This window comes from Streptomyces sp. NPDC102283, from assembly GCF_044766265.1.
GTDB lineage: Bacteria > Actinomycetota > Actinomycetes > Streptomycetales > Streptomycetaceae > Streptomyces.
This window is the reverse complement of record NZ_JBIWLQ010000003.1, coordinates 102,123-120,609: the sequence shown is the minus strand read 5'-3', so window position 1 is coordinate 120,609 and position 18,487 is coordinate 102,123. Positions and strand designations below refer to the sequence as shown.

The 18,487-nt window shown below is 72.4% G+C and carries 16 protein-coding genes and 1 pseudogene; 9 read left to right on the top strand and 8 right to left on the bottom strand.

Going from position 1 to position 18,487, the window contains the following annotated elements:
- Positions 1–68: 68 nt before the first annotated feature.
- On the bottom strand, positions 69–326 hold the full coding sequence (locus ACIRJT_RS07360) for a hypothetical protein (RefSeq protein WP_403905748.1): 258 nt from the start codon (positions 324–326) through the stop codon (positions 69–71).
- 58 nt (positions 327–384) lie between these two features.
- On the opposite strand from ACIRJT_RS07360, the gene map reads away from it, so the two are divergent.
- Positions 385–1,242: a type I methionyl aminopeptidase gene (gene map / locus ACIRJT_RS07355; protein WP_026290553.1), complete on the top strand. Its 858-nt coding sequence runs from the start codon at positions 385–387 to the stop codon at positions 1,240–1,242.
- Positions 1,243–1,447: 205 nt separating this feature from the next.
- Positions 1,448–2,113 (top strand): heme oxygenase (biliverdin-producing), encoded by a 666-nt coding sequence (locus ACIRJT_RS07350; protein ID WP_403905745.1) that lies wholly within the window; start codon positions 1,448–1,450, stop codon positions 2,111–2,113.
- Positions 2,114–2,285: 172 nt separating this feature from the next.
- Here the strand turns inward: ACIRJT_RS07350 and ACIRJT_RS07345 are convergent, their stop codons facing one another.
- The 3 genes from ACIRJT_RS07345 to ACIRJT_RS07335 all read right to left on the bottom strand — a co-directional run bounded on the left by ACIRJT_RS07345 (position 2,286) and on the right by ACIRJT_RS07335 (position 6,286).
- Positions 2,286–2,957 carry a PhzF family phenazine biosynthesis protein gene (locus ACIRJT_RS07345; RefSeq protein WP_403905743.1) on the bottom strand — a complete coding sequence of 224 codons (672 nt, stop codon included), beginning with the start codon at positions 2,955–2,957 and terminating at the stop codon, positions 2,286–2,288.
- A 140-nt stretch (positions 2,958–3,097) separates the two neighbouring features.
- Positions 3,098–4,753, bottom strand: coding sequence for an HtaA domain-containing protein (locus ACIRJT_RS07340; RefSeq protein ID WP_403905741.1), 1,656 nt, complete (start codon positions 4,751–4,753; stop codon positions 3,098–3,100).
- A 93-nt stretch (positions 4,754–4,846) separates the two neighbouring features.
- Entirely contained in the window at positions 4,847–6,286 is a 1,440-nt protein-coding gene (locus tag ACIRJT_RS07335) for an HtaA domain-containing protein (RefSeq protein ID WP_403905739.1), read from the bottom strand.
- Positions 6,287–6,421: 135 nt separating this feature from the next.
- Between ACIRJT_RS07335 and ACIRJT_RS07330 the strand changes: the two genes are divergently transcribed.
- From ACIRJT_RS07330 to ACIRJT_RS07315, 4 genes are all read left to right on the top strand, one after another.
- The gene (locus ACIRJT_RS07330; protein ID WP_403905736.1) at positions 6,422–7,522 is read left to right on the top strand and encodes a hemin ABC transporter substrate-binding protein; all 1,101 of its coding nucleotides are present in this window, start codon (positions 6,422–6,424) and stop codon (positions 7,520–7,522) included.
- Complete coding sequence (locus tag ACIRJT_RS07325; RefSeq protein ID WP_403905734.1) at positions 7,519–8,631, top strand: FecCD family ABC transporter permease; 1,113 nt, start codon at positions 7,519–7,521, stop codon at positions 8,629–8,631. Before ACIRJT_RS07330 ends, ACIRJT_RS07325 begins: the two co-directional genes overlap by 4 nt.
- The gene (locus ACIRJT_RS07320) at positions 8,628–9,467 is read left to right on the top strand and encodes a heme ABC transporter ATP-binding protein (protein WP_403905731.1); all 840 of its coding nucleotides are present in this window, start codon (positions 8,628–8,630) and stop codon (positions 9,465–9,467) included. The genes ACIRJT_RS07325 and ACIRJT_RS07320 overlap by 4 nt, the downstream gene beginning before the upstream one ends.
- A 132-nt stretch (positions 9,468–9,599) precedes the next feature.
- The gene (locus tag ACIRJT_RS07315) at positions 9,600–10,616 is read left to right on the top strand and encodes a hypothetical protein (RefSeq protein WP_403905729.1); all 1,017 of its coding nucleotides are present in this window, start codon (positions 9,600–9,602) and stop codon (positions 10,614–10,616) included.
- A 99-nt stretch (positions 10,617–10,715) separates the two neighbouring features.
- Here ACIRJT_RS07315 and ACIRJT_RS07310 read toward each other — a convergent pair whose 3' ends face one another.
- Both ACIRJT_RS07310 and ACIRJT_RS07305 read right to left on the bottom strand, forming a co-directional pair.
- Entirely contained in the window at positions 10,716–11,462 is a 747-nt protein-coding gene (locus tag ACIRJT_RS07310; RefSeq protein ID WP_403905726.1) for a bifunctional DNA primase/polymerase, read from the bottom strand.
- Between the two features lie 197 nt (positions 11,463–11,659).
- A complete protein-coding gene (locus ACIRJT_RS07305; RefSeq protein WP_403905724.1) occupies positions 11,660–12,289 on the bottom strand; it encodes a TetR/AcrR family transcriptional regulator in 630 nt (209 codons plus the stop codon).
- 251 nt (positions 12,290–12,540) lie between these two features.
- On the opposite strand from ACIRJT_RS07305, the pseudogene ddaH reads away from it, so the two are divergent.
- Positions 12,541–13,377, top strand: a pseudogene (gene ddaH / locus ACIRJT_RS07300) (dimethylargininase); the annotation flags it as partial.
- A 9-nt stretch (positions 13,378–13,386) separates the two neighbouring features.
- Here ddaH and ACIRJT_RS07295 read toward each other — a convergent pair.
- Positions 13,387–14,382, bottom strand: coding sequence for a small ribosomal subunit Rsm22 family protein (locus ACIRJT_RS07295; RefSeq protein WP_403905722.1), 996 nt, complete (start codon positions 14,380–14,382; stop codon positions 13,387–13,389).
- 230 nt (positions 14,383–14,612) lie between these two features.
- Between ACIRJT_RS07295 and ACIRJT_RS07290 the strand changes: the two genes are divergently transcribed.
- On the top strand, positions 14,613–15,935 hold the full coding sequence (locus ACIRJT_RS07290) for a hypothetical protein (protein WP_403905720.1): 1,323 nt from the start codon (positions 14,613–14,615) through the stop codon (positions 15,933–15,935).
- Between the two features lie 58 nt (positions 15,936–15,993).
- Here ACIRJT_RS07290 and ACIRJT_RS07285 read toward each other — a convergent pair whose 3' ends face one another.
- Positions 15,994–17,385, bottom strand: coding sequence for a multidrug effflux MFS transporter (locus tag ACIRJT_RS07285; protein ID WP_403905718.1), 1,392 nt, complete (start codon positions 17,383–17,385; stop codon positions 15,994–15,996).
- An 89-nt stretch (positions 17,386–17,474) separates the two neighbouring features.
- Here ACIRJT_RS07285 and ACIRJT_RS07280 point away from each other — a divergent pair, with 89 nt between their 5' ends.
- Entirely contained in the window at positions 17,475–18,470 is a 996-nt protein-coding gene (locus ACIRJT_RS07280) for a Gfo/Idh/MocA family protein (RefSeq protein WP_403905716.1), read from the top strand.
- Positions 18,471–18,487: the final 17 nt, after the last annotated feature.

The following is an 18,487-nucleotide window of genomic DNA, read 5'->3' as shown; positions in this document are numbered from 1 at the left end:
CCCCGTACCCCGCTCCTCAAACGCCGGAGGGGCTGAAAAGACGTCCTCAAACGCCGGACGGGCTTGATCTACCCCCCGGTCGGGCTCGGGTTGCCCCCGGGCGGGTTCGGTTCGCCCTTGTCCTCGTCGTGCCATTTGGGGTCGGTGTCCCACTCCAGGTTCCGGTCGCGCGCCGTGTCCATCGCGTGTTGTGCCGCCTCGCGGGAGGTGTAGGGGCCGAACCGGTTCTGCGCAGGGCACTCCGGGCCTTCCTCGACCTTCTTGTGCTCCAGGCAGTAGTACCATTCGCCCGGTTTGCCCACCGTGCGCTTCTTGAACAGGGCCATCGACGGCTCCTTTCCTTATCGCCATGGTGCCCCGGGACCGCTGGTTAGACTCGCTGGCATGTCTGGCCAGTCGCTTCTCGTACCAGGGGAGATCACTCCCGTCCGTTCCGTACCCGGAAACATCCGGCGTCCCGAGTACGTGGGGAAGCCGGCCCCGACGCCGTACACCGGCCCGGAGGTCCAGGACTCCGACACCGTGGAGCGGATGCGCGTCGCGGGCCGTATCGCCGCGCAGGCGATGGAGGAGGCCGCCAAGCACATCGCCCCCGGGGTCACCACGGACGAGCTCGACCGGGTCGCCCACGACTTCATGGTCGACCACGGCGCCTACCCCTCGACGCTCGGCTACCGGGGCTTCCCGAAATCACTGTGCACCTCGCTCAACGAGGTCATCTGCCACGGCATCCCCGACTCCACCGTGCTGCGCGACGGCGACATCGTGAACCTGGACGTCACCGCGTACATCAACGGGGTGCACGGCGACAACAACGCCACCTACCTCTGCGGCGACGTCGACGAGGAGTCGCGCCTGCTGGTCGAGCGCACCCGGGAGTCGCTGAACCGCGCCATCAAGGCGGTCAGGCCCGGGCGCCAGATCAATGTGATCGGCCGGGTCATCGAGTCGTACGCGAAGCGGTTCGGTTACGGGGTCGTCCGCGACTTCACCGGGCACGGCATCAACTCCTCGTTCCACTCCGGCCTGATCATCCCGCACTACGACAGCCCGCACGCCACCACGGTGATGCAGCCGGGTATGACGTTCACCATCGAGCCGATGCTGACGCTGGGCACCCACGAGTACGACCTGTGGGAGGACGGCTGGACCGTGGTGACGAAGGACCGGAAGCGGACGGCCCAGTTCGAGCACACGCTGGTGGTCACGGAGACCGGAGCGGAGATCCTCACCCTCCCGTAACTCACCCGAAAATCGGACAGAAGAACCACTTGCTCCCTCAGCGCGTAGCCTTTTACCGACAGACAGTCGGGAACCAGTTGACTTAGGTAAACCTAAGCAGGAGGATCGGCGTATCGGCACGCGCCGCCGCACCGCCGCGGCGGTCGCTGCCGATATATCCGTCTCTTTCTGGACTTCCCGTCCCCTCGGTCCCCGGAGGCCCGCCTTGGACGCAACCGCCACCGTCACTCCCTTCTCGACGCTCATCCGCACCGCGTCGCACGAGCAGCACACCGAAGCGGAGACCTCGACCTTCATGAGTGACCTGCTCGGCGGGCGGCTGGGAGTGGACGCGTACACGCGCTACACCGAGCAGCTGTGGTTCGTGTACCGGGCTCTGGAGGAAGGCGCGGACGCCCTGCGCGACGACCCGGTCGCCGGCCCCTTCATACAGCCGGAGCTGATGCGCTCCACCGAGCTGGAGCGCGACCTGGCGCACCTGCGCGGGGCCGACTGGCGCGAGGGCGTCGAGCCGCTGCCCGCCACCGCCGCCTACGCGGCCCGGGTCGCGGAGTGCGCGCGCACCTGGCCCGCCGGCTACATCGCCCACCACTACACCCGCTACCTCGGCGACCTCTCGGGCGGTCAGATCATCCGCGACAAGGCGGAGAAGACCTGGGGCTTCGAGCGCAAGGGCGACGGCGTGCGCTTCTACGTCTTCGAGGAGATCACCAACCCGGCCGCGTTCAAGCGGGGTTACCGCGAGCTGCTGGACGCGGTGAACGCGGACGACCTGGAGAAGCAGCGCATCGTCGAGGAGTGCAAGCGGGCCTTCGCGCTGAACACGGCGGTCTTCCGCGAGCTGGGCGAGGCCTTCCCGCTCAGCGCGTGACCGAGCACGGGCCAGGGCCTCTCGTTTGGATCATGTCGGGCTCGCGGGGTCCGGCCTGATCCAAACGAGAGAACCTAGTGCGCCCGTGAGCGTGCGGCTCCACCGGCCGCCGGTGGAGCCGCACGCGATACCGGGGCAAGGACGCGGCCCGGCAGCGGGACGGCCGTCCGGCTCAGCCCCGGACGGCCATCAGGACGCGGCCCCCGACCTCCACCGTGCCGTCCGGCGCGGGTGCGGTGAGGATCTGGGAGCCGCGTCCCTGTGTGATGTTCAGGGCCCGGCCGAGCCGCGCGCTGAGCAGCAGGGCCGCGGCGCCCGTCGCCTCGTCCTCGACGACCGCCTCGCCGCGCCTCGGGAAGGCCCGTGCGCGCACCCTTCCGGCCGCCTCGTCCTCCCACGCCCAGGCGTAGAGCCACCCCTCGCCGGGCGGCGGGGCCGGCAGCGCGTCGACCTCGGCGGCGCTCGCGTACCGCTGGAGCGTGCGCGGCGGGACCCACTCGGGGCGGGCGGTGATCCAGGTGAACTCCCCGTCCTGGCGGGCGAACACGTCCCCGACCTCCAGCTCCAGGACCTCCAGGTCCAGCAGCCACGCGGTGCCCACCAGCGGATGCCCGGCGAACGGCAGCCGGAGCCCGGGGGCGTGGATGTCCACCCGCCCGCGCTCCGGGTCGTCGACGAACACGGTCTCGCTGAAGCCGAGCCGCTGGGCCAGCAGTTGCCGGGAGGCCTCGTCGGGGTGACCGCGTCCGTCGCGTACGACGCCGAGGGCGTTGCCGTGCCGGCCGTCGGGTCCGCAGAACACCCGCAGGACGTCGATGCCCCGGGGTACGTCGTAGTCGTTCACGGGGGGCATTCAAGCACTGCCGGGCGACGGGGCGGGAAACCGGGCGGGGTACGGCAGCGGGGCCGTACCGGCGGGCACTGGTGCTGCCGGTAGGGCCCCGGGGCCGTACGGATGGTGCGGAGTGGATCAGGCGGAGTGGATCAGGCGGTGGCGTCACGACGACGGCGCGCCGCGATCACGACGCCCGCGCCGGCCGCCACGACGACGCCGGAGGCGGCGATCAGGGCGCCGGTCGGGACGTCGGAGCCGGTGGCGGCCAGGGCGCCGGAGCCGCCGACCGTGCCGCCGGTGGAGCCGCCGCCGACCGTGCCGCCGCCTCCGGTGGTGGAACCGCCCGCCGTGGAACCGCCGGTGGAGCCCGAACCGCCGGTGGTGGAGCCGGAGCCGCCCGGAAGCCGGGCGTCCTTGTCGAGGGAGACCACGGCGTTCAGGGCATCAAGCTTCTCGCCCTTCTCGTAGAAGCCGCCGAACGCCTCGGCGCCGCCCTCGGTGAGCGTCACCGGGACGCCCTTGAGGCTCACGATGCCGTCCTTGGCGGCGAGCGCGCCCGCGGGCACCTTCAGTTCGGCGAAGTCCACGCCGGTCAACTTGTCGGCCTTGGGGTTCCGGTTCGCTTCGGTCGGGAGCGCCTTGGTGGAGACGTCGGCGACGAGCTTGCCGGAGGCGCCCTTGACGACGACCTTCAGGTTGCTGAGGGAGAGTTCGAGCTCGTACGCGCCCTCCTTCTCGTGGCCGAGGAAGCGCACCTTGCCCTGGAACGCGGCGTTCAGCGTGTTCTTGTCGGCGTCGAGGTGGCCGGTGGCCCTGCTGAAGCGGTAGCCGTCGGCGACGGTGGTCGCGCCGCCGCTCGTCTCGACCTTGCCGCGCGCGATCGGACCGACGACGTAGGAGCGGAACTTCTCCTTGACGCCCCAGTTCAGGGTGCCGTCGACGACCGGGCCGCTGACGGGCGCGGCGGTCCGGGAGGCGGACGGCGACGGACCGGCCGTCGGCTCATCGGAGGGCTCCTCGGAAGGCTCCTTCGAGGGGTCCTCGGACGGGTCCTTGGAAGGCTCCTTGCCCGGGTCCTTGGAGGGCTCCTTGGACGGGTCCTTCGACGGGTCGTCGCTCGGGTCCTTGCTCGGGTCCTTCGACGGGTCCGGGCCGGGCGCGGCGGTCTTGACCGACAGGGTCGCCGCGTCGAGCGCGGAGCCCTTCTCGTAGAAGCCTCCGAAAGCGTCCACGCCGTCGGCGGTCAGCTTGGCGGGGATGTCCGAGAAGACCATCGCGCCGCCCGCGCCGCCGCCCCGCTCCGCGGCCGTCATGTCGAGCGCGGCGATGGGGGCGTCGTTCTTGGAGACGACGGTGCCGTCCATCCTCTTGCTGCTGAAGTCAGCGGTGATGGTGCCGGTCTGGCGGCCCGTGCCGACCTTGATGTCGCTCAGCTTGACGTCGAGCACGCCCTCGTGGCCCTCGAACCGGACACCGCCCTTGAACGCGGTCCTGGATTCGTGCGTCCCGGTGTCGTAGGTGCCCGTGCCGCCGGTGAAGGTGAACACACCGTTGCCGGAGGCCTGCTGGGCGCCGTCCGTGACAGTGATCTTGCCGTGGGCGATGGGACCGGCCACGTACCTGCGGAAGTCCGCGTGAATGCCCCAGTCCAGTGTGCCGTCCACGAGCTCCAGCTTCGGGGCGGCGGTGGGCGCGTCGGCCGGGGATCCGGCGGCGATGGCGGGAAGGGCGAAGGCGGTGGCGCCGAGTGCGGCGGCGGTGGCGACGGCCGCTGCGAGGGCTATGGGGCGGCGAGTTGCTGCCATGTCGGTGGGTCTCCTAGCGAACGGGGGGAGGGGGAAGAGAGGCGTGGGGGGAGGGGGTGAGGATCCATAAGGCGCGCATGGGGGTGCCGGGCGTCAGGAAGTCGGGGAGGAGTCGGAGGCAGGCCGCGCGGGGCGGCGGCGCAGGGCGAAGAACGTGGCGGCCGCCGCGACGAGCAGCAGTGCGCCGCCGCCGGCGAGGTAGACGCCCGTGCCCGGGCCGGAGTCGGAGGAGGCGGCCGCCGGTGCGGTGGAGGGCTTCTCCGCGGCCTTCTCCGTGGGCTCGGCGGACGCGGTCGGCTCACTGCCGAGGTCCGGGAGCGCGGGCAGTTGGGCCTTCTCCTCGACGGCCACGGCGAGCGAGACCGGGTCCATCGCGGTACCCGCCCTGTACATGGAGCCGAAGGCCTTGGCGCCGTCGGCGGTGAGAGTGGCGGGGGCCTCGGTGAGGACGGCGAGACCCTCCTTCGGCGCGAGGTCCTTCGCGGGGAAGGTGATGAGGGGCACGTCCTCGCGGGTGGCGCCCTCGCTGGTGACGTCGGCCGACAGCGTGCCCTCGCCCTTGGCGACGGCGACGGTGACCCCGGCGAACTCCAGGTCGAGTTCGTGGGCGCCGGTGAAGCGGATGCTGCCGCCGAAGTCCGCGTCCAGCGTCTGCTTCTTCGCGTCGTACGTCCCCTTGCCCTGCGGGAAGCGGAACAGGGCCCCGCCGTCCTGGGCGCCGTCGGCGAGCGTCCACTTGCCCTGGCCGATGGAGCCGGTGACGTACTCGCGGAAGGTGCGGCGTACGCCCCAGTCGACGGCGGCGTCCTCGAAGCGGCCCGCCTTCTCCTTCTTCTCCGCCTTCTCCTTCTTCTTCCCGCCCTCTTCCTTCTTCTCGTCCGGGGCGGACGGCTTCTGCTCGGCGGCCGCGCCCCGGGTGTCGACGGAGAGGCTGATCGGGTCGAGCGGGGTGCCCGCGGTGTAGTAGCCCGCGAAGGCGGAGGCTCCCTGGGTGGTCAGCGTGGCGGGGCCGCCGGTGAGGGCGATGGGGGTGGAACCGCCCTTCATGTCGATCCCGCCGAGGTCGAGCGAGGCCAGCGGCACCTGGGAGCGGTTGGAGACCTTTCCGGTCCCCCGCTCCTTGCTGACCACGTCCGCGTGGAGCGTGCCGCTGCCGCCGCTGATCCGGACGGTGGGACGGCTGATCGTGAGGTCCAGCTCGTTGCTGCCGTCGGGCTTCCGGTGACCGGTGAAGTGCACGCCGCCGGAGAAGCCGGAGGTGAGCGCTCCGCTGTCCGGGTCGTAGGAGCCGGTCGCCGAGTGGAAGCGGAACTGGCTGCCGCCGACCGTCGCCGCGCCGCCGGTGAGGCTCCAACTGCCGCCGGCGATGGGGCCGGTGACATAGCTCTGGAAGGAGGACTTGATGCCCCAGTCCAGTCGGCCGCCCTGCACCGTACGGCCGGCCGCTTGCGCGGTGGCGCCGGGGAGCAGGGCTCCCAGCACTATCGCGAGGAGCGCGACGGCGAGCGCGCGGGTGGATCTGGACGACGGCATGAGGGCCCCTCCGAGGACTGGATGCTCAGGTAAGGCTAACCTAAGGTATTCCCAGCCCGGGCCGGAACCCTTACCGGTCACGCCGTCACCGGCGAACGGCCGACCGCACGCCGCAGAACGACAGGACGGTGCCCCGTGCACATCACGCAGGCCTTCGCCACGAGGAGCCCCGAGGGCTCCGATGGTCCGGACGCCGGACGGGTTTCGCGCCGTCGCCCGGCCCGGGGCAGGGCGACCGCCGCCCTCACCTCCGCCCTCGCCCTCGCCCTGGTCCTGACCGGCTGCGGCGGAGACGGAGCCGGCGACTCCGCGCCGAAGTCCGCCGGGAACACCGCCGACGCCGACCGGGTCGAGCCGCTGGCCGCCCCGCCCGCGCCGAAGCTGCCGGTGACGGTCGACTCGGCGGACGGCACGAAGGTCACGATCGGTTCCACCGACCGGATCGTGCCGCTGACCGGGTCACTGAGCGAGATCGTCTTCACCCTCGGTTTCGGGAAGCAGGTGGTCGCCCGGGACATCACCGCCACCTTCGAACAGGCCGAGAAGCTCCCGGTGGTGACCCGTGCCCACGACGTCTCGGCGGAGAGCGTGCTCTCGCTGAAGCCGACGATCGTCCTCGCCGACACCACCACCGGGCCGGCCGAGGCGATCGACCAGATCCGCGACGCGGGCATCCCTCTCCTCGTCGTCGAGCCCGCCAAGGAACTCGCCGACGTCGGCCGCCGCATCGACACCGTCGCCGAGGCCCTCGGCGTACCGTCCGCCGGAACGGAGCTCACCGAGCGGACCGAGACCCGGATCGCCGCCGTCCAGAAGTCCATCCCGGACCCCGCGGACGGCAAGAAGCCCCGGGTCGCCTTCCTCTACCTGCGCGGCTCGGCCTCCGTCTATCTGCTGGGCGGCGCGGAGTCCGGGGCCGGTTCGCTGCTGGAGGCGGCGGGCGCGGTCGACGCCGGCAAGGAGTCGGGCCTGGACAAGGACTTCACCGCCATCACCAGCGAGGCGCTCGCCAAGGCCGCGCCGGACGCGATCCTCCTGATGACCAAGGGGTTCGAGTCGGTCGGCGGCATGGACGGTCTGGTGAAGATCCCCGGCATCGCGGAGACCCCGGCCGGGATGGACCGCCGGATCGTCACCGTCGACGACGGGGTGCTGCTCAACTACGGGCCGCGCACCGACCGGGTGCTCGCCGAGATCGTCGAGCAGCTGTACGCGAAGGGCGGCACGGGCCAGTGACCACCGCGTACGAGGAACGCACCGGGACCGAGCTGAAGTCCCCGGGCGAAGGAACGGACGGCGCCGCCGCCCCCAAGTCGCCCCGGAGCAGGGTGTTCGTGCTCACCGCCGTGCTCTCCCTCGCCCTGCTCGCCGGCTGTCTGCTGTCCGCGGCGATCGGCGCGTACTCCATCCCGCTCGGCGACGTCCTGTCCTCCGTGCAGCACCGGATCGGCCTCGGCGGACAGGGGTTGGACCGGGTCGGCGAGAGCGTCCTGTGGAACGTACGGCTCCCCCGGGTCGTCCTCGCCCTGCTCGTCGGCGCGTCCCTCGGCTGTGCGGGCGCGCTGATGCAGGGCGTGTTCGGCAACCCGCTCGCCGAGCCCGGCGTGATCGGCATCTCGGCGGGCGCGGCCGTGGGCGCGGTCGCCTCGATCGCGCTCGGCCTGAGCTTCTTCGGCAACTGGACCATCACCGTCTGCGCGTTCGTCGCCGGTCTGATCACGGTGCTGCTCGTCTACACGCTCTCGCGGTCCGGCGGCCGGACCGAAGTGGTGACGCTGATCCTCACCGGTATCGCCGTCAACGCGTTCGCGGGCGCGCTGATCGGCCTGTTCATCTTCTTCGCGGACAACGCGCAGATCACCCAGATCACCTTCTGGCAGCTCGGTTCGCTCTCCCAGGCGACCTGGCCCAAGGTGCTCGCCGTGCTGCCGTGCGCGCTGGCGGGGCTCCTCATCGCCCCGTTCTACGCCCGCAAGCTGGACCTGCTGGCCCTCGGGGAGCGGCCCGCCCGGCACCTGGGCGTGGACGTGGAGCGGCTGCGGATCGTGCTGGTGCTGGTGGTGGCGCTGCTGACGGCCGCCGCGGTCGCCGTCGCCGGGATCATCTCCTTCGTCGGGCTGCTCGTCCCGCATCTGCTGCGGATGGCCAACGGCCCCGGCCACCGCTTCCTCGTCCCGGGCTCCGCGCTCGGCGGCGCCCTGGTCCTGGTGGCGGGCGACCTCGCGGCCCGTACGGTGGCGGCCCCCGCCGAGCTGCCTCTCGGGGTGCTGACCGCGCTCTTCGGCAGCCCGTTCTTCTTCTGGCTGCTGCGCAGGACCCGTCGCAAGCAAGGTGGTTGGGCATGAGGACGCTGAGAGACCTGTTCGCGGTACGCCCCCGGGAGCTGCCCTCGCCCGTGCCCCCCGGCTCCCCCGCCGTCGAGGCGGTCGGCCTTTCGGTCCGGCTCGGGCAGCGGCAGGTGCTGGACTCCGTCGGTCTGACCGCGCACGCGGGCGAGGTGGTCGCCCTGGTCGGGCCGAACGGTGCGGGCAAGTCGACGCTGCTGGCGGCCCTGGCCGCCGATCTGCCCGCCGGGAGCGGCGAGGTGCGGATCGACGGCCGCCCGGCCACCGCGTGGTCCGCGCCCGAACTGGCGCTGCGCCGCTCGGTGTTGCCGCAGTCCGCCGCGCTGTCCTTCCCGTTCCCGGTGGAGGACGTCGTACGGATGGGGCGGGCGCCCTGGGCCGGTACGGAGCGGGAGGACGAGGACGACGCGGCGGTGGCCGCGGCGATGGCGGCGACCGAGGTGACGCGGTTCGCGGGCCGCCCCTTCTCCGCGCTGTCGGGCGGCGAGAAGGCCCGGGTGGCACTGGCCCGGGTGCTGGCGCAGCGGGCCCCGCTGATGCTGCTCGACGAGCCGACCGCCGCCCTGGACCTGCGCCACCAGGAGTTGGTGCTGCGGATCTGCCGGGACCGGGCCGCCGCGGGGGACGCGGTCGTGGTCGTGCTGCACGACCTCGGCCTCGCCGCGGCGTACGCGGACCGGGCGGCCGTCCTGCACGAGGGGCGGATCGCGGAACTGGGCCCGCCGGACGAGGTGTTCAGCGGCGAGCTGCTCGGCGAGGTCTACCGGCAGCCGGTGGAGGTCTTCCCCCATCCCCGTACGGGCAGGCCGCTGATCGTGCCGGTGCGCGGGGCCTGAGGCAGTTTGACGACAGGCCCTGGGTCACGGTGTGGACGCTGTATCCGGTCCCCGCCCGCACACCGTCCACCGCCCCGGTAGGGTTTCGACGGTCAGTGCGGGCGACGGATTCAGAAGGCGCAGAAGCAACGGATGACGAGACACCCTGGGCTGGGCCGGCTGACGGCGGGGCTCGCGACGGCGACGGTGCTGTGCGTGACGGCGAGCGGCTGTGTGACGGTGCACGGGGAGCTGGAAGTGCTGCCCGGGGCGAAGAAGCCGGAGGCCGCACAGGCGCTCAAGGACTTCACCGACGCCTACAACGCGGCGGACAAGGCGTTCGATCCGGCGCTGGACGCGGACCGGGTGACGGGTTCGCTCGGCGCGATCAACCAGGCCGGGCTGAAGGCCCGGCAGTCGTACAACCCCGACGGCAACAAGGCGCACAAGCCGCTGGTGCTGGACGACGCGACGTACGTCGTCCCCAAGAAGGCGGGCTGGCCGCGCTGGTTCCTCGCGGACACCGACTCCAACCGGGACCAGGACGGCGGAAAGCTGGACACCCGCTGGCTGGTGGTGTTCGTACGGTCGGGCCCCGACGCGCAGTGGAAGGCGTCGTACCTCGCGGTCGTCCCGTCCTCCCGGATGCCGGAGTTCACCCTGGACGAGGACGGGTTCGCCACCCCGGTGGAGCCCGGGGACAACGGCCTGGCCGTGGCGCCCGAGGAGCTGAGCGCCTCGTACACCGGCTACCTGCAGAACGGCAGCCCTGACGTGTTCGCGCCCTCCACGTCCACCTCGGGCTGGCGCGAGACGCGCCGCACCACGCGGCGGGCGGGGTTCTCCTACCAGTACCTCGACCAGCCGCTGACGCGTGCGGCGTTCGCACCGCTCGGGCTGCGCACCGAGGACGGCGGGGCGCTGGTCTTCTTCAGCAGCAAGCACTTCGAGCGGCAGACCGCGGCGAAGGGGCTGCGGCCGGAGGTCAACGCGGACGTGAAGGCGCTGCTCACCGGCGAGGTGAACAGCAGCCTCACCAAGGAGCGGGTCTCCAGCCAGCTGGTGCACGTCCCGGCGCGCCAGGGGGCGGCCGGCTCCGAGTCCGGGTCCGGCGGCAAGGTGCGGATGCTGAACCGGCTGCCGGGCCTGGTCGCGGCGAAGGGCGAGTAGGCGGGGCAGCGGCTCGGGCCGGCGCGCCCGCCGGGCGGCCCGACGGCATCCGACGGCGCCCGGCGCTGCGGCCGGGCGGTCGCGCACCGAACCACCGGCTCAGCGGCTCAGCGGCCAGGCGATCGAGTCGTGGTCCAGCTCGCTCTGCTCGGCACTGCCCGCATACCGCGCACAGGCGTCGGTGAGCGTCTCCAGCAGGGTCAGCGGGTCGGGCAGCTCGTGCTCGGGGCCGCGCACCCAGCGGACGTCGAGCTCACCGGGGAGCCGGGCGGGCGGCAGCAGGACGTAGCTGCCCCGGCAGTGCCAGCGCAGGCCCGGGTGGGCGTCCATGGTCTCGGGGTGGCAGTCCAGCTCGCAGGGCCACCACTCGTCCTCGTCCTCGGGGGTGCCGCGGGTGGCGGTGAAGAAGAGCATCCGGTCCTCGCCGGACTGGGCGACCGGGCCGACGTCGATGCCCGCGTCGAGAAGGCGCTCCAGGGCGCTGCGGCCCGCGGTGAGCGGCACGTCCAGCACGTCGTGGATCATGCCGGTCGCGGTGATGAAGTTGGCCAGCGGCTGACTGCCGGCCCAGCGCTCGATCTGGGCGCGGTCGGTGGTCGACTGCGTCTGCCAGGCGAAGGAGATGGGATGCCGGGCAGGCGTGGGACAGCCGATGCGTTCGCACGAACATCGGTATCCGAGAGGGTGGGCGGCGGGGGCGATGGGCATGCCTGCGTCGGCGACCGCCAGGAGCAGCGCGACCCGGGCCGGCTCGTCGGCCTCGGCCCCCGGTGATTTGGGACGTCGCCGCAGCCACTGGGAGATCCTGCTCTCTGTGCCGCGGAAACGGCCGGAATCGGCGCCCATCTATCCCCTCACCTCAGCAGTTCACCTCAGCGTTGCCTGTCCATCGTCGCACCATCCTGCGGTTCGGGTGGCCAGAGTTCACCAGCGGGGCCGTGTACCACCGCACCGAGTGAGCACCATCACGCCCGATGTCACCGCATACCGGACGTCTCCCGCCATTGCCGGTGGGTTCGGGGGGTTGCCGCCGGGCCCTCGGGTCAGGGTCGCGGGGTGAGCCCGCCGAGGGTGTAGTCGACGATCGCGTCGGCGTACGTGTGGGTGAGCGGCAGGGTCCGCAGCAGCCAGCGGTGCATCAGCGGGGCGATGAGCAGCTCCAGGGCGATCCGCGGGTCGGCGTCGGCGCGCAGGTCCCCGGCCTCCTGGGCGGCCCGCAGGCGTGTGACGTACAGCGCGAGCTGCGGTTCGAGCAGCTTCGTGACGAATTCGGCGCCCAGTTTCGCGTCGACGATGCCCTCGGCGGTCAGCGCGCGGGTGGGGACCTCCAGCGCCGGGTCGTTCAGCTCGTCGACGGTGGCCCGCAGGACGAGCTTGAGGTCGGCGGTCAGATCTCCGGTGTCGGGGATGCCCTGCGCGGCGTCGCCGGACTGCGGTCCGGCCTCCTGTGCGGCCCGGCCCGCCAGGTCCAGGAAGGCCTCCATCAGCACGGCGGCCTTGGAGGGCCACCAGCGGTAGATGGTCTGCTTGCCGACGCCGGCGCGGGCGGCGATACCCTCGATCGTCGTGCGCTGGTACCCCACCTCTCCGACGAGGGCGAGGGCGGCGTCGTGGATCGCCCGGCGGGAGCGGTCGCTGCGGCGACTGGAGTCGGGTGCCTTGGTGGGTGCCATACGTCCAATCTAGCGCGAACAAGCCGATACGTATCGTCTTGTGGCCGCCTCGCGGTCGTCCCGCGGTGGCGGATCCGAGGCGGCGAGCCCTCCGGGCGCAGCGAGACGTCCGGGCAGGGGGCATCCGGGCGGTGGCCGTTACCGGGCGGTCCGGTGAACCACCCGATCGATCGACTGCGGATCCGGCGCGCACGGCGCACCATGGGCTCACGCACAGACCGTGCGCATCCCACCGTTCCGCGGCTCCGGCCGCCGTTCGCGAGGAGCCCGAGTTGAACCGTGACGCCACCCCTCGTCGCTACCTGATGTGCGCCCCGGCGCACTTCCGGGTCACCTACTCCATCAACCCGTGGATGGACCCGTCCAAACCCGTCGACCTGCCGCTGGCCCAGACCCAGTGGGAGGACCTGCGCGACCGCTACCGCGCCCTCGGCCACACCGTCGAGCTGCTCACTCCCCGTCCCGACCTGCCCGACATGGTCTTCGCCGCCAACGGAGCCACGGTGATCGGCGGCCGGGTGCTCGGCGCGCTGTTCGCGTACCGGGAGCGGTACGAGGAGGCCGGGGCCCACCGGGACTGGTTCCGGGAGCACGGCTTCACCGAGGTCCACGAGCCGGAGCACGTCAACGAGGGCGAGGGGGACTTCGCCGTCACCGCCTCCTACCTGCTGGCCGGGCGCGGCTTCCGCTCCAGCCCGCTCTCGCACGCCGAGGCCCAGGAGTTCTTCGGGGTGCCGGTCGTCGGGCTCGATCTGGTGGATCCGCGCTACTACCACCTGGACACCGCGCTGTGCGTGCTGGACGCGGCGGCCGACGAGATCATGTACTACCCGGACGCCTTCTCCCCCGGCAGCCGGGCGGTGCTGCGCCGACTGTTCCCGGACGCGCTGCTCGCCCGGGAGGCGGACGCGGCGGCGTTCGGCCTCAACTCGGTCAGCGACGGACGCCACGTCCTGCTGCCGCAGGGGGCCACGGGTCTCCTGGACCCGCTGCGGGACCGGGGGTTCGAGCCGGTCCCGATGGACCTGGGTGAGCTGCTGAAGGGCGGCGGCAGCGTGAAGTGCTGCACCCAGGAGCTGCGGCCCTAGGACCTCTCCTCACTCCGTGCTCTCCGGCGGCCAGGGATCGCCCCAGGCGATGTCCCTGGCCGCCCGGTACAGCTCGCCGTGACGCTTGGTGACCGTGGAGCGGGCCAGTCCGTCGTCGCGGGTGCACAGCTCCAGCAGCACCTGGCCCTTGCGGATCTGCGGCCTGCGGGTGATCCGGGCGGGCGCCGGGGCGGTGGGGAAGCGGGTGGCGACGACGTAGGCGAACTTCTCGTCCTCGTGGCTCAGGGAGCCGCCCTTGACCTGCCGGTGCAGCGAGGAGCGGCTGACCCGGGCCGAGAAGTGGCACCAGTCGGCCCCGGGGGTGATCGGGCAGGCCTCGCTGTGCGGGCAGGGGGCCGCGACGCTCAGCCCGGCGGCGATCAGCCGGTCGCGGGCCTCGATGATCCGGGCGTAGCCGTCCGGAGTGCCGGGCTCCACGATCACCACCGCCTGCCCGGCCGTCGCCACCGCGTCGACCAGTTCGGTCCTGGCCCCTGCCGTCAACTCCTTGAGCACATAGCTGACGGTGATCAGGTCCACCGGGGCCAGCTCCAGCGCCGCCCCGATCCGGGCCTTCTCCCAGCGGGCGTCGCGGAGCCCCGGGACGCCGGACGCCTCGGCCAGTTCACGGCCGAGCGCGAGGGCGGGTTCGGCCCAGTCCAGGACGGTCGTGGCCGGGCCTTCCCAGACCCCGGCCACCGCCCAGCCCGCCGCTCCCGTGCCGCCGCCGACGTCGGTGTGGGTGGCGGGCGTCCAGCCGGGCGCGGCCCCGGCCAGGGCGTCGAGGGCGGACCGTACGGCTTCGTAGGTGGCGGGCATCCGGTACGCGGCGTACGCGGCGACATCGGAGCGGTCCCGCAGGATCGGGGCGTCCGTCGGGGTCTCCCCCCGGTAGCTGGCGATCAGCCGGTCGACGGCCTGCGCGGCCTGCTTGGGCGGCAGTCCGTCGAGCAGTCCGGCCAGCGCCGCGCGCAGGGACTGTGCGGTGGGGAGGGTGACGTTCACCGCCGAATTGTAGGGCGGAGGCGACCCGGCGGGCGCATTCCGCTTCGCCGGGGGCCAGGAGGGTACGGAGAGACGTGCGCGGGTTCCACGGGGCCGTGCCGGGTCCGCACCAAGACTTCACGTAACCGGTACGGAACGGGAATCCAGCGAACTCCACACCGGTGTGGGCCTGTTGCTACGCTGGCCCGCGCGTGGACGGCACCAGATCAAGATGGTCCAGCAGGGGAGCCATGAGGCAGAAGATCGTGCGGCTGACGCTCGTCGGCGGGGTGGTCTTTCTCGCCCTGCTCCTGCTGCTGGCCACCTGTGGCGGCAGCCCCGACGAGGACGACCGGAAGAGCGGCGCGGCCACCGGGACGGCGAAGCCGGTGCTGCCGAGCGCCGGGCCGGTGACCCGGCTGACCGTTCCGCCGCAGTACACGACGGACCGGGGCTGGGAGATCATCGGCTCCTCCCCCGATGTCGCCGTCTCCCACGCGACGGGCCTGCTGGCCTATCTGGAGCGGTCGAAGGACAACCGCTACCGCGTGCGCACCGTGGACACGGCCACCGGCGAGCTGGGCTGGCGGGGCAAGGCCTGGCGGCTGCCGGATCCGCTGCACTACCCGAAGCTCGCCACGGTGGCCAAGGGCGACCGGCAGTTCTTCGTGACCTGGTCCTACGGAAAGGTCGGCGACGGGCTGTCGCCGGCGAACACCTTCCTCGCGCTCGATCTGTACGACGTCACGAACGGGAACCGGCAGCGCGTCGAGGTGCCCTGGTCGGGGGCCCCGAACGTCCATACGACCGGACCGGACATCGTGATCAGTGACGGGAAGGCGAACAGCACCCTGATCGACCCGGTCACCGGCGAGGTGTCCGAACTGAGCGCGGACAAGCTGAAGTACCCCAAGGGCTGCACGGCCTGCAAGCAGCTCACCGAGGTGCACGGTCAGACCTCCGAGGGCCTGCTGCTGGGCGGAGCACGGGAGTTCTGGGTGCGCGGCGGCTGGTTCAGCAGGAACGTCGCGCCCAAGGGTGCCGACAGGGGCAGCGGTGTGGTGACGTCGACGACCCCGGACCAGGTGCTGGCGAAGTGGGCGCCCGCGAAGAAGACCAAGCGGGCGGCGACCCACGAGCTGTGGGCGGTGCACGACGCGGCGACCGGTGAGGTCCTCACCTCGGTGGAGTGCCACAAGCCCGCCATAAAGCCGGGGCGTTTCCCGCAGGCGGTCCTCTCCCCCTCGGGCGACTATCTGATCGCCGGGAACCTGGCCTTCGATCTGGAGGCGAAACAGGGCCGCTGCTTCGAGGACGAGGGCGGCGCCGCCCATCTGACGCTGGCCACGGTGACGGACGACGGCATCGCGTACGGGGCCGAGAACGCGCGCGACGCCTCGGAGGCGCTGTCCGGCGGCGGGCTCCCGGTCTCGATGGACTTCGCCACCTGGAGCACCGAGCGGCTGTCGCGCAACGCGCGGCTGCCGGGCACGGAGACGACCGGGGTCGGGGTGTTCCGCTGGACCGACCGGCAGGACCGCACGCATCTGATCGGCTACCCGCGGACCGGCTGAGTCCGCGGCGGGCGCCGGGGCTCCGGGAGGCACCGGGTCCCCGGCGGGCAGCGGCGGCTCAGAGGCCGCCGGCCTCGCGGCCCGCCCGCTGCCAGGGGCGGCACAGGAGCAGGAAGCAGGCCACCGCCGCCACCGCGCACACCACCTGGACCACGGCCATCGGGACGGCCGTGTCCTCCCCCGCGATGCCGACCAGCGGGGAGGCGACGGCGCCGATGAGGAACGAGGACGTGCCGAGCAGCGCGGAGGCGGAGCCCGCCGCGTGCTTGGTGCGCATCAGAGCCTGGGCGTTGGTGTTCGGCATCGCGAGCCCCATCGCCGACATCAGCACGAAGAGCCCGGCGGCGACCGGCAGGAGGCCGACCTCGCCGAAGACGCCGGCCGTCATGAGCAGCAGCGCGACGGCGGCCAGCACGATCACCGCGAGGCCGAAGCCGAGCACCTTGTCGAGGCTGATCCGGCCGACGAGCAGTTTGCCGTTGATCTGCCCGACGGTGATCAGGCCGATCGAGTTGATCCCGAAGAGGAGGCTGAAGGTCTGGGGCGAGGCACCGTAGATCTCCTGAACGACGAACGGGGAGGCGGCGATGTACGCGAACAGGACGGCGAAGGCGAGTCCGCCCGCGACCATGTAGCCGGTGAAGACCCGGTCGGCGAGCAGCCCGCGCATGGTGCGCAGCGCGTCGGCGACCCCGCCGGTGTGGCGGTCTGCGGGCGGCAGCGTCTCGTGCAGCCACTTCCAGACGACCAGGGTGAGCACGATGCCGACGGCGGTCAGCACGACGAAGATGCCCCGCCAGTCGGTGATCCGCAGGACCTGCCCGCCGATCACCGGGGCGATCACCGGGGCGACGCCGGAGATCAGCATCAGGGTCGAGAAGAACCGGGCCATCTCCACGCCGTCGTAGAGGTCGCGCACCACGGCCCGCGCGATGACGATGCCGGCCGCGCCCGCGAGCCCCTGGAGGAGGCGGAAGCCGATGAGGAGTTCGGCGGTGGGGGCCAGGGCGCAGATGGCGGTGGCGAGGACGTAGACGACCATGCCGAGGAGCAGCGGCTTCCGGCGGCCCCAGCGGTCGCTCATGGGTCCGACGACGAGCTGGCCGAGGGCCATTCCGGCCAGGCAGGCGGTCAGGGTGAGCTGGATGGTGGCGGCGGGGGCGCTCAGGGAGTCGGTGACCGCGGGGAGCGCCGGGAGGTACATGTCCATGGACAGCGGCGGCAGTGCGGTGAGTCCGCCGAGGACCATGGTGACCAGGAAGCCGGTGCGCCGGGCGGTCTTCGCCGCCGGACCGGGGAGGCCGGCGGGGGCGGTGACCTGCGGGGCTGCCGGGTCGACGGCGAGGGCGCCCGCGTCCCCGTGCGGGATCTGTCGGTCGTCGGCCCCGGTCCCGGTCGAGGTGGTGGGTATGTGTGCCCGCTGGGCCCGGCTGCCGCCGCTGTCCGGCATTCTCTTCTCCACATCGTTGAATCCGCATCTATGCTCTCAGCTCGGCCGGAGTGGTCGATACCTTTTTCGGGCGGACTGGGGTGGCGGGCATGGGTGGGACGGTGCGCTGGGGTGTTCTGGCGACGGGCGGCATAGCCGCGCGGTTCACGGCGGACGTGCGGGCGCTCCCCGACGCCGAGGTGGTGGCGGTGGCCTCGCGCACGGAGGCCTCGGCGCGGGAGTTCGCCGAGCGGCACGGGATCGGGCGGGCCTACGGCAGCTGGGCGGAGCTGGTCGCCGACGACGAGGTGGACGTGGTGTACGTGGCCACCCCGCACTCGGCGCACCACGCGGCGGCCGGGCTGGCGCTGCGGGCCGGAAAGCACGTGCTGTGCGAGAAGGCGTTCACGCTGAACAGCCGGGAGGCGGAGGAGCTGGTGGCGCTGGCCCGGGACCGCGGCCTCTTCCTGATGGAGGCCATGTGGACCTATCTCAATCCGGTGGTCCGCCGGCTGACCGAGCTGGTCCGGGACGGGGCGATCGGCGAGATCCGTACCGTACAGGCGGATTTCGGCTTCGCGGGCGACTTCGCTCCCGGGCACCGGCTGCGCGATCCGGAGCTGGGCGGCGGGGCGCTGCTGGACCTCGGCGTCTACCCGGTCTCCTTCGCCCACCTGCTGCTGGGCGAGCCGGACCGGGTGGCGGCCGACGCGCTGCTGTCCCCGGAGGGCGTCGACCTGAACACGGGGATGCTGCTCGGCTGGGACTCCGGCGCGAACGCGCTGCTCTCGTGCTCGATCGTCGGCCACCATCCGACGGCGGCCACCGTCATCGGCACGGCCGGGCGGATCGACGTCCCGCGCGACTTCTTCCACCCGGACCACTTCGTCCTGCGGCGGGCGGGCGCGGAGCCGGAGACGATCACCTCGGGGCCGGGGCCGCGCGGGCTCTCGGGCATGCAGTACGAGGCCGTCGAGGTGGCGCGGGCGGTGCGGGCCGGCGAGACCGAGTCCCCGCTCGTCCCGCTGGAGGGTTCGCTGGCGGTGATGCGGACGCTCGACGCGGTACGGGACCGCGTCGGCGTCCGCTACCCGGCGGACCGCTGAGCCCGGCTGCGCGGGCG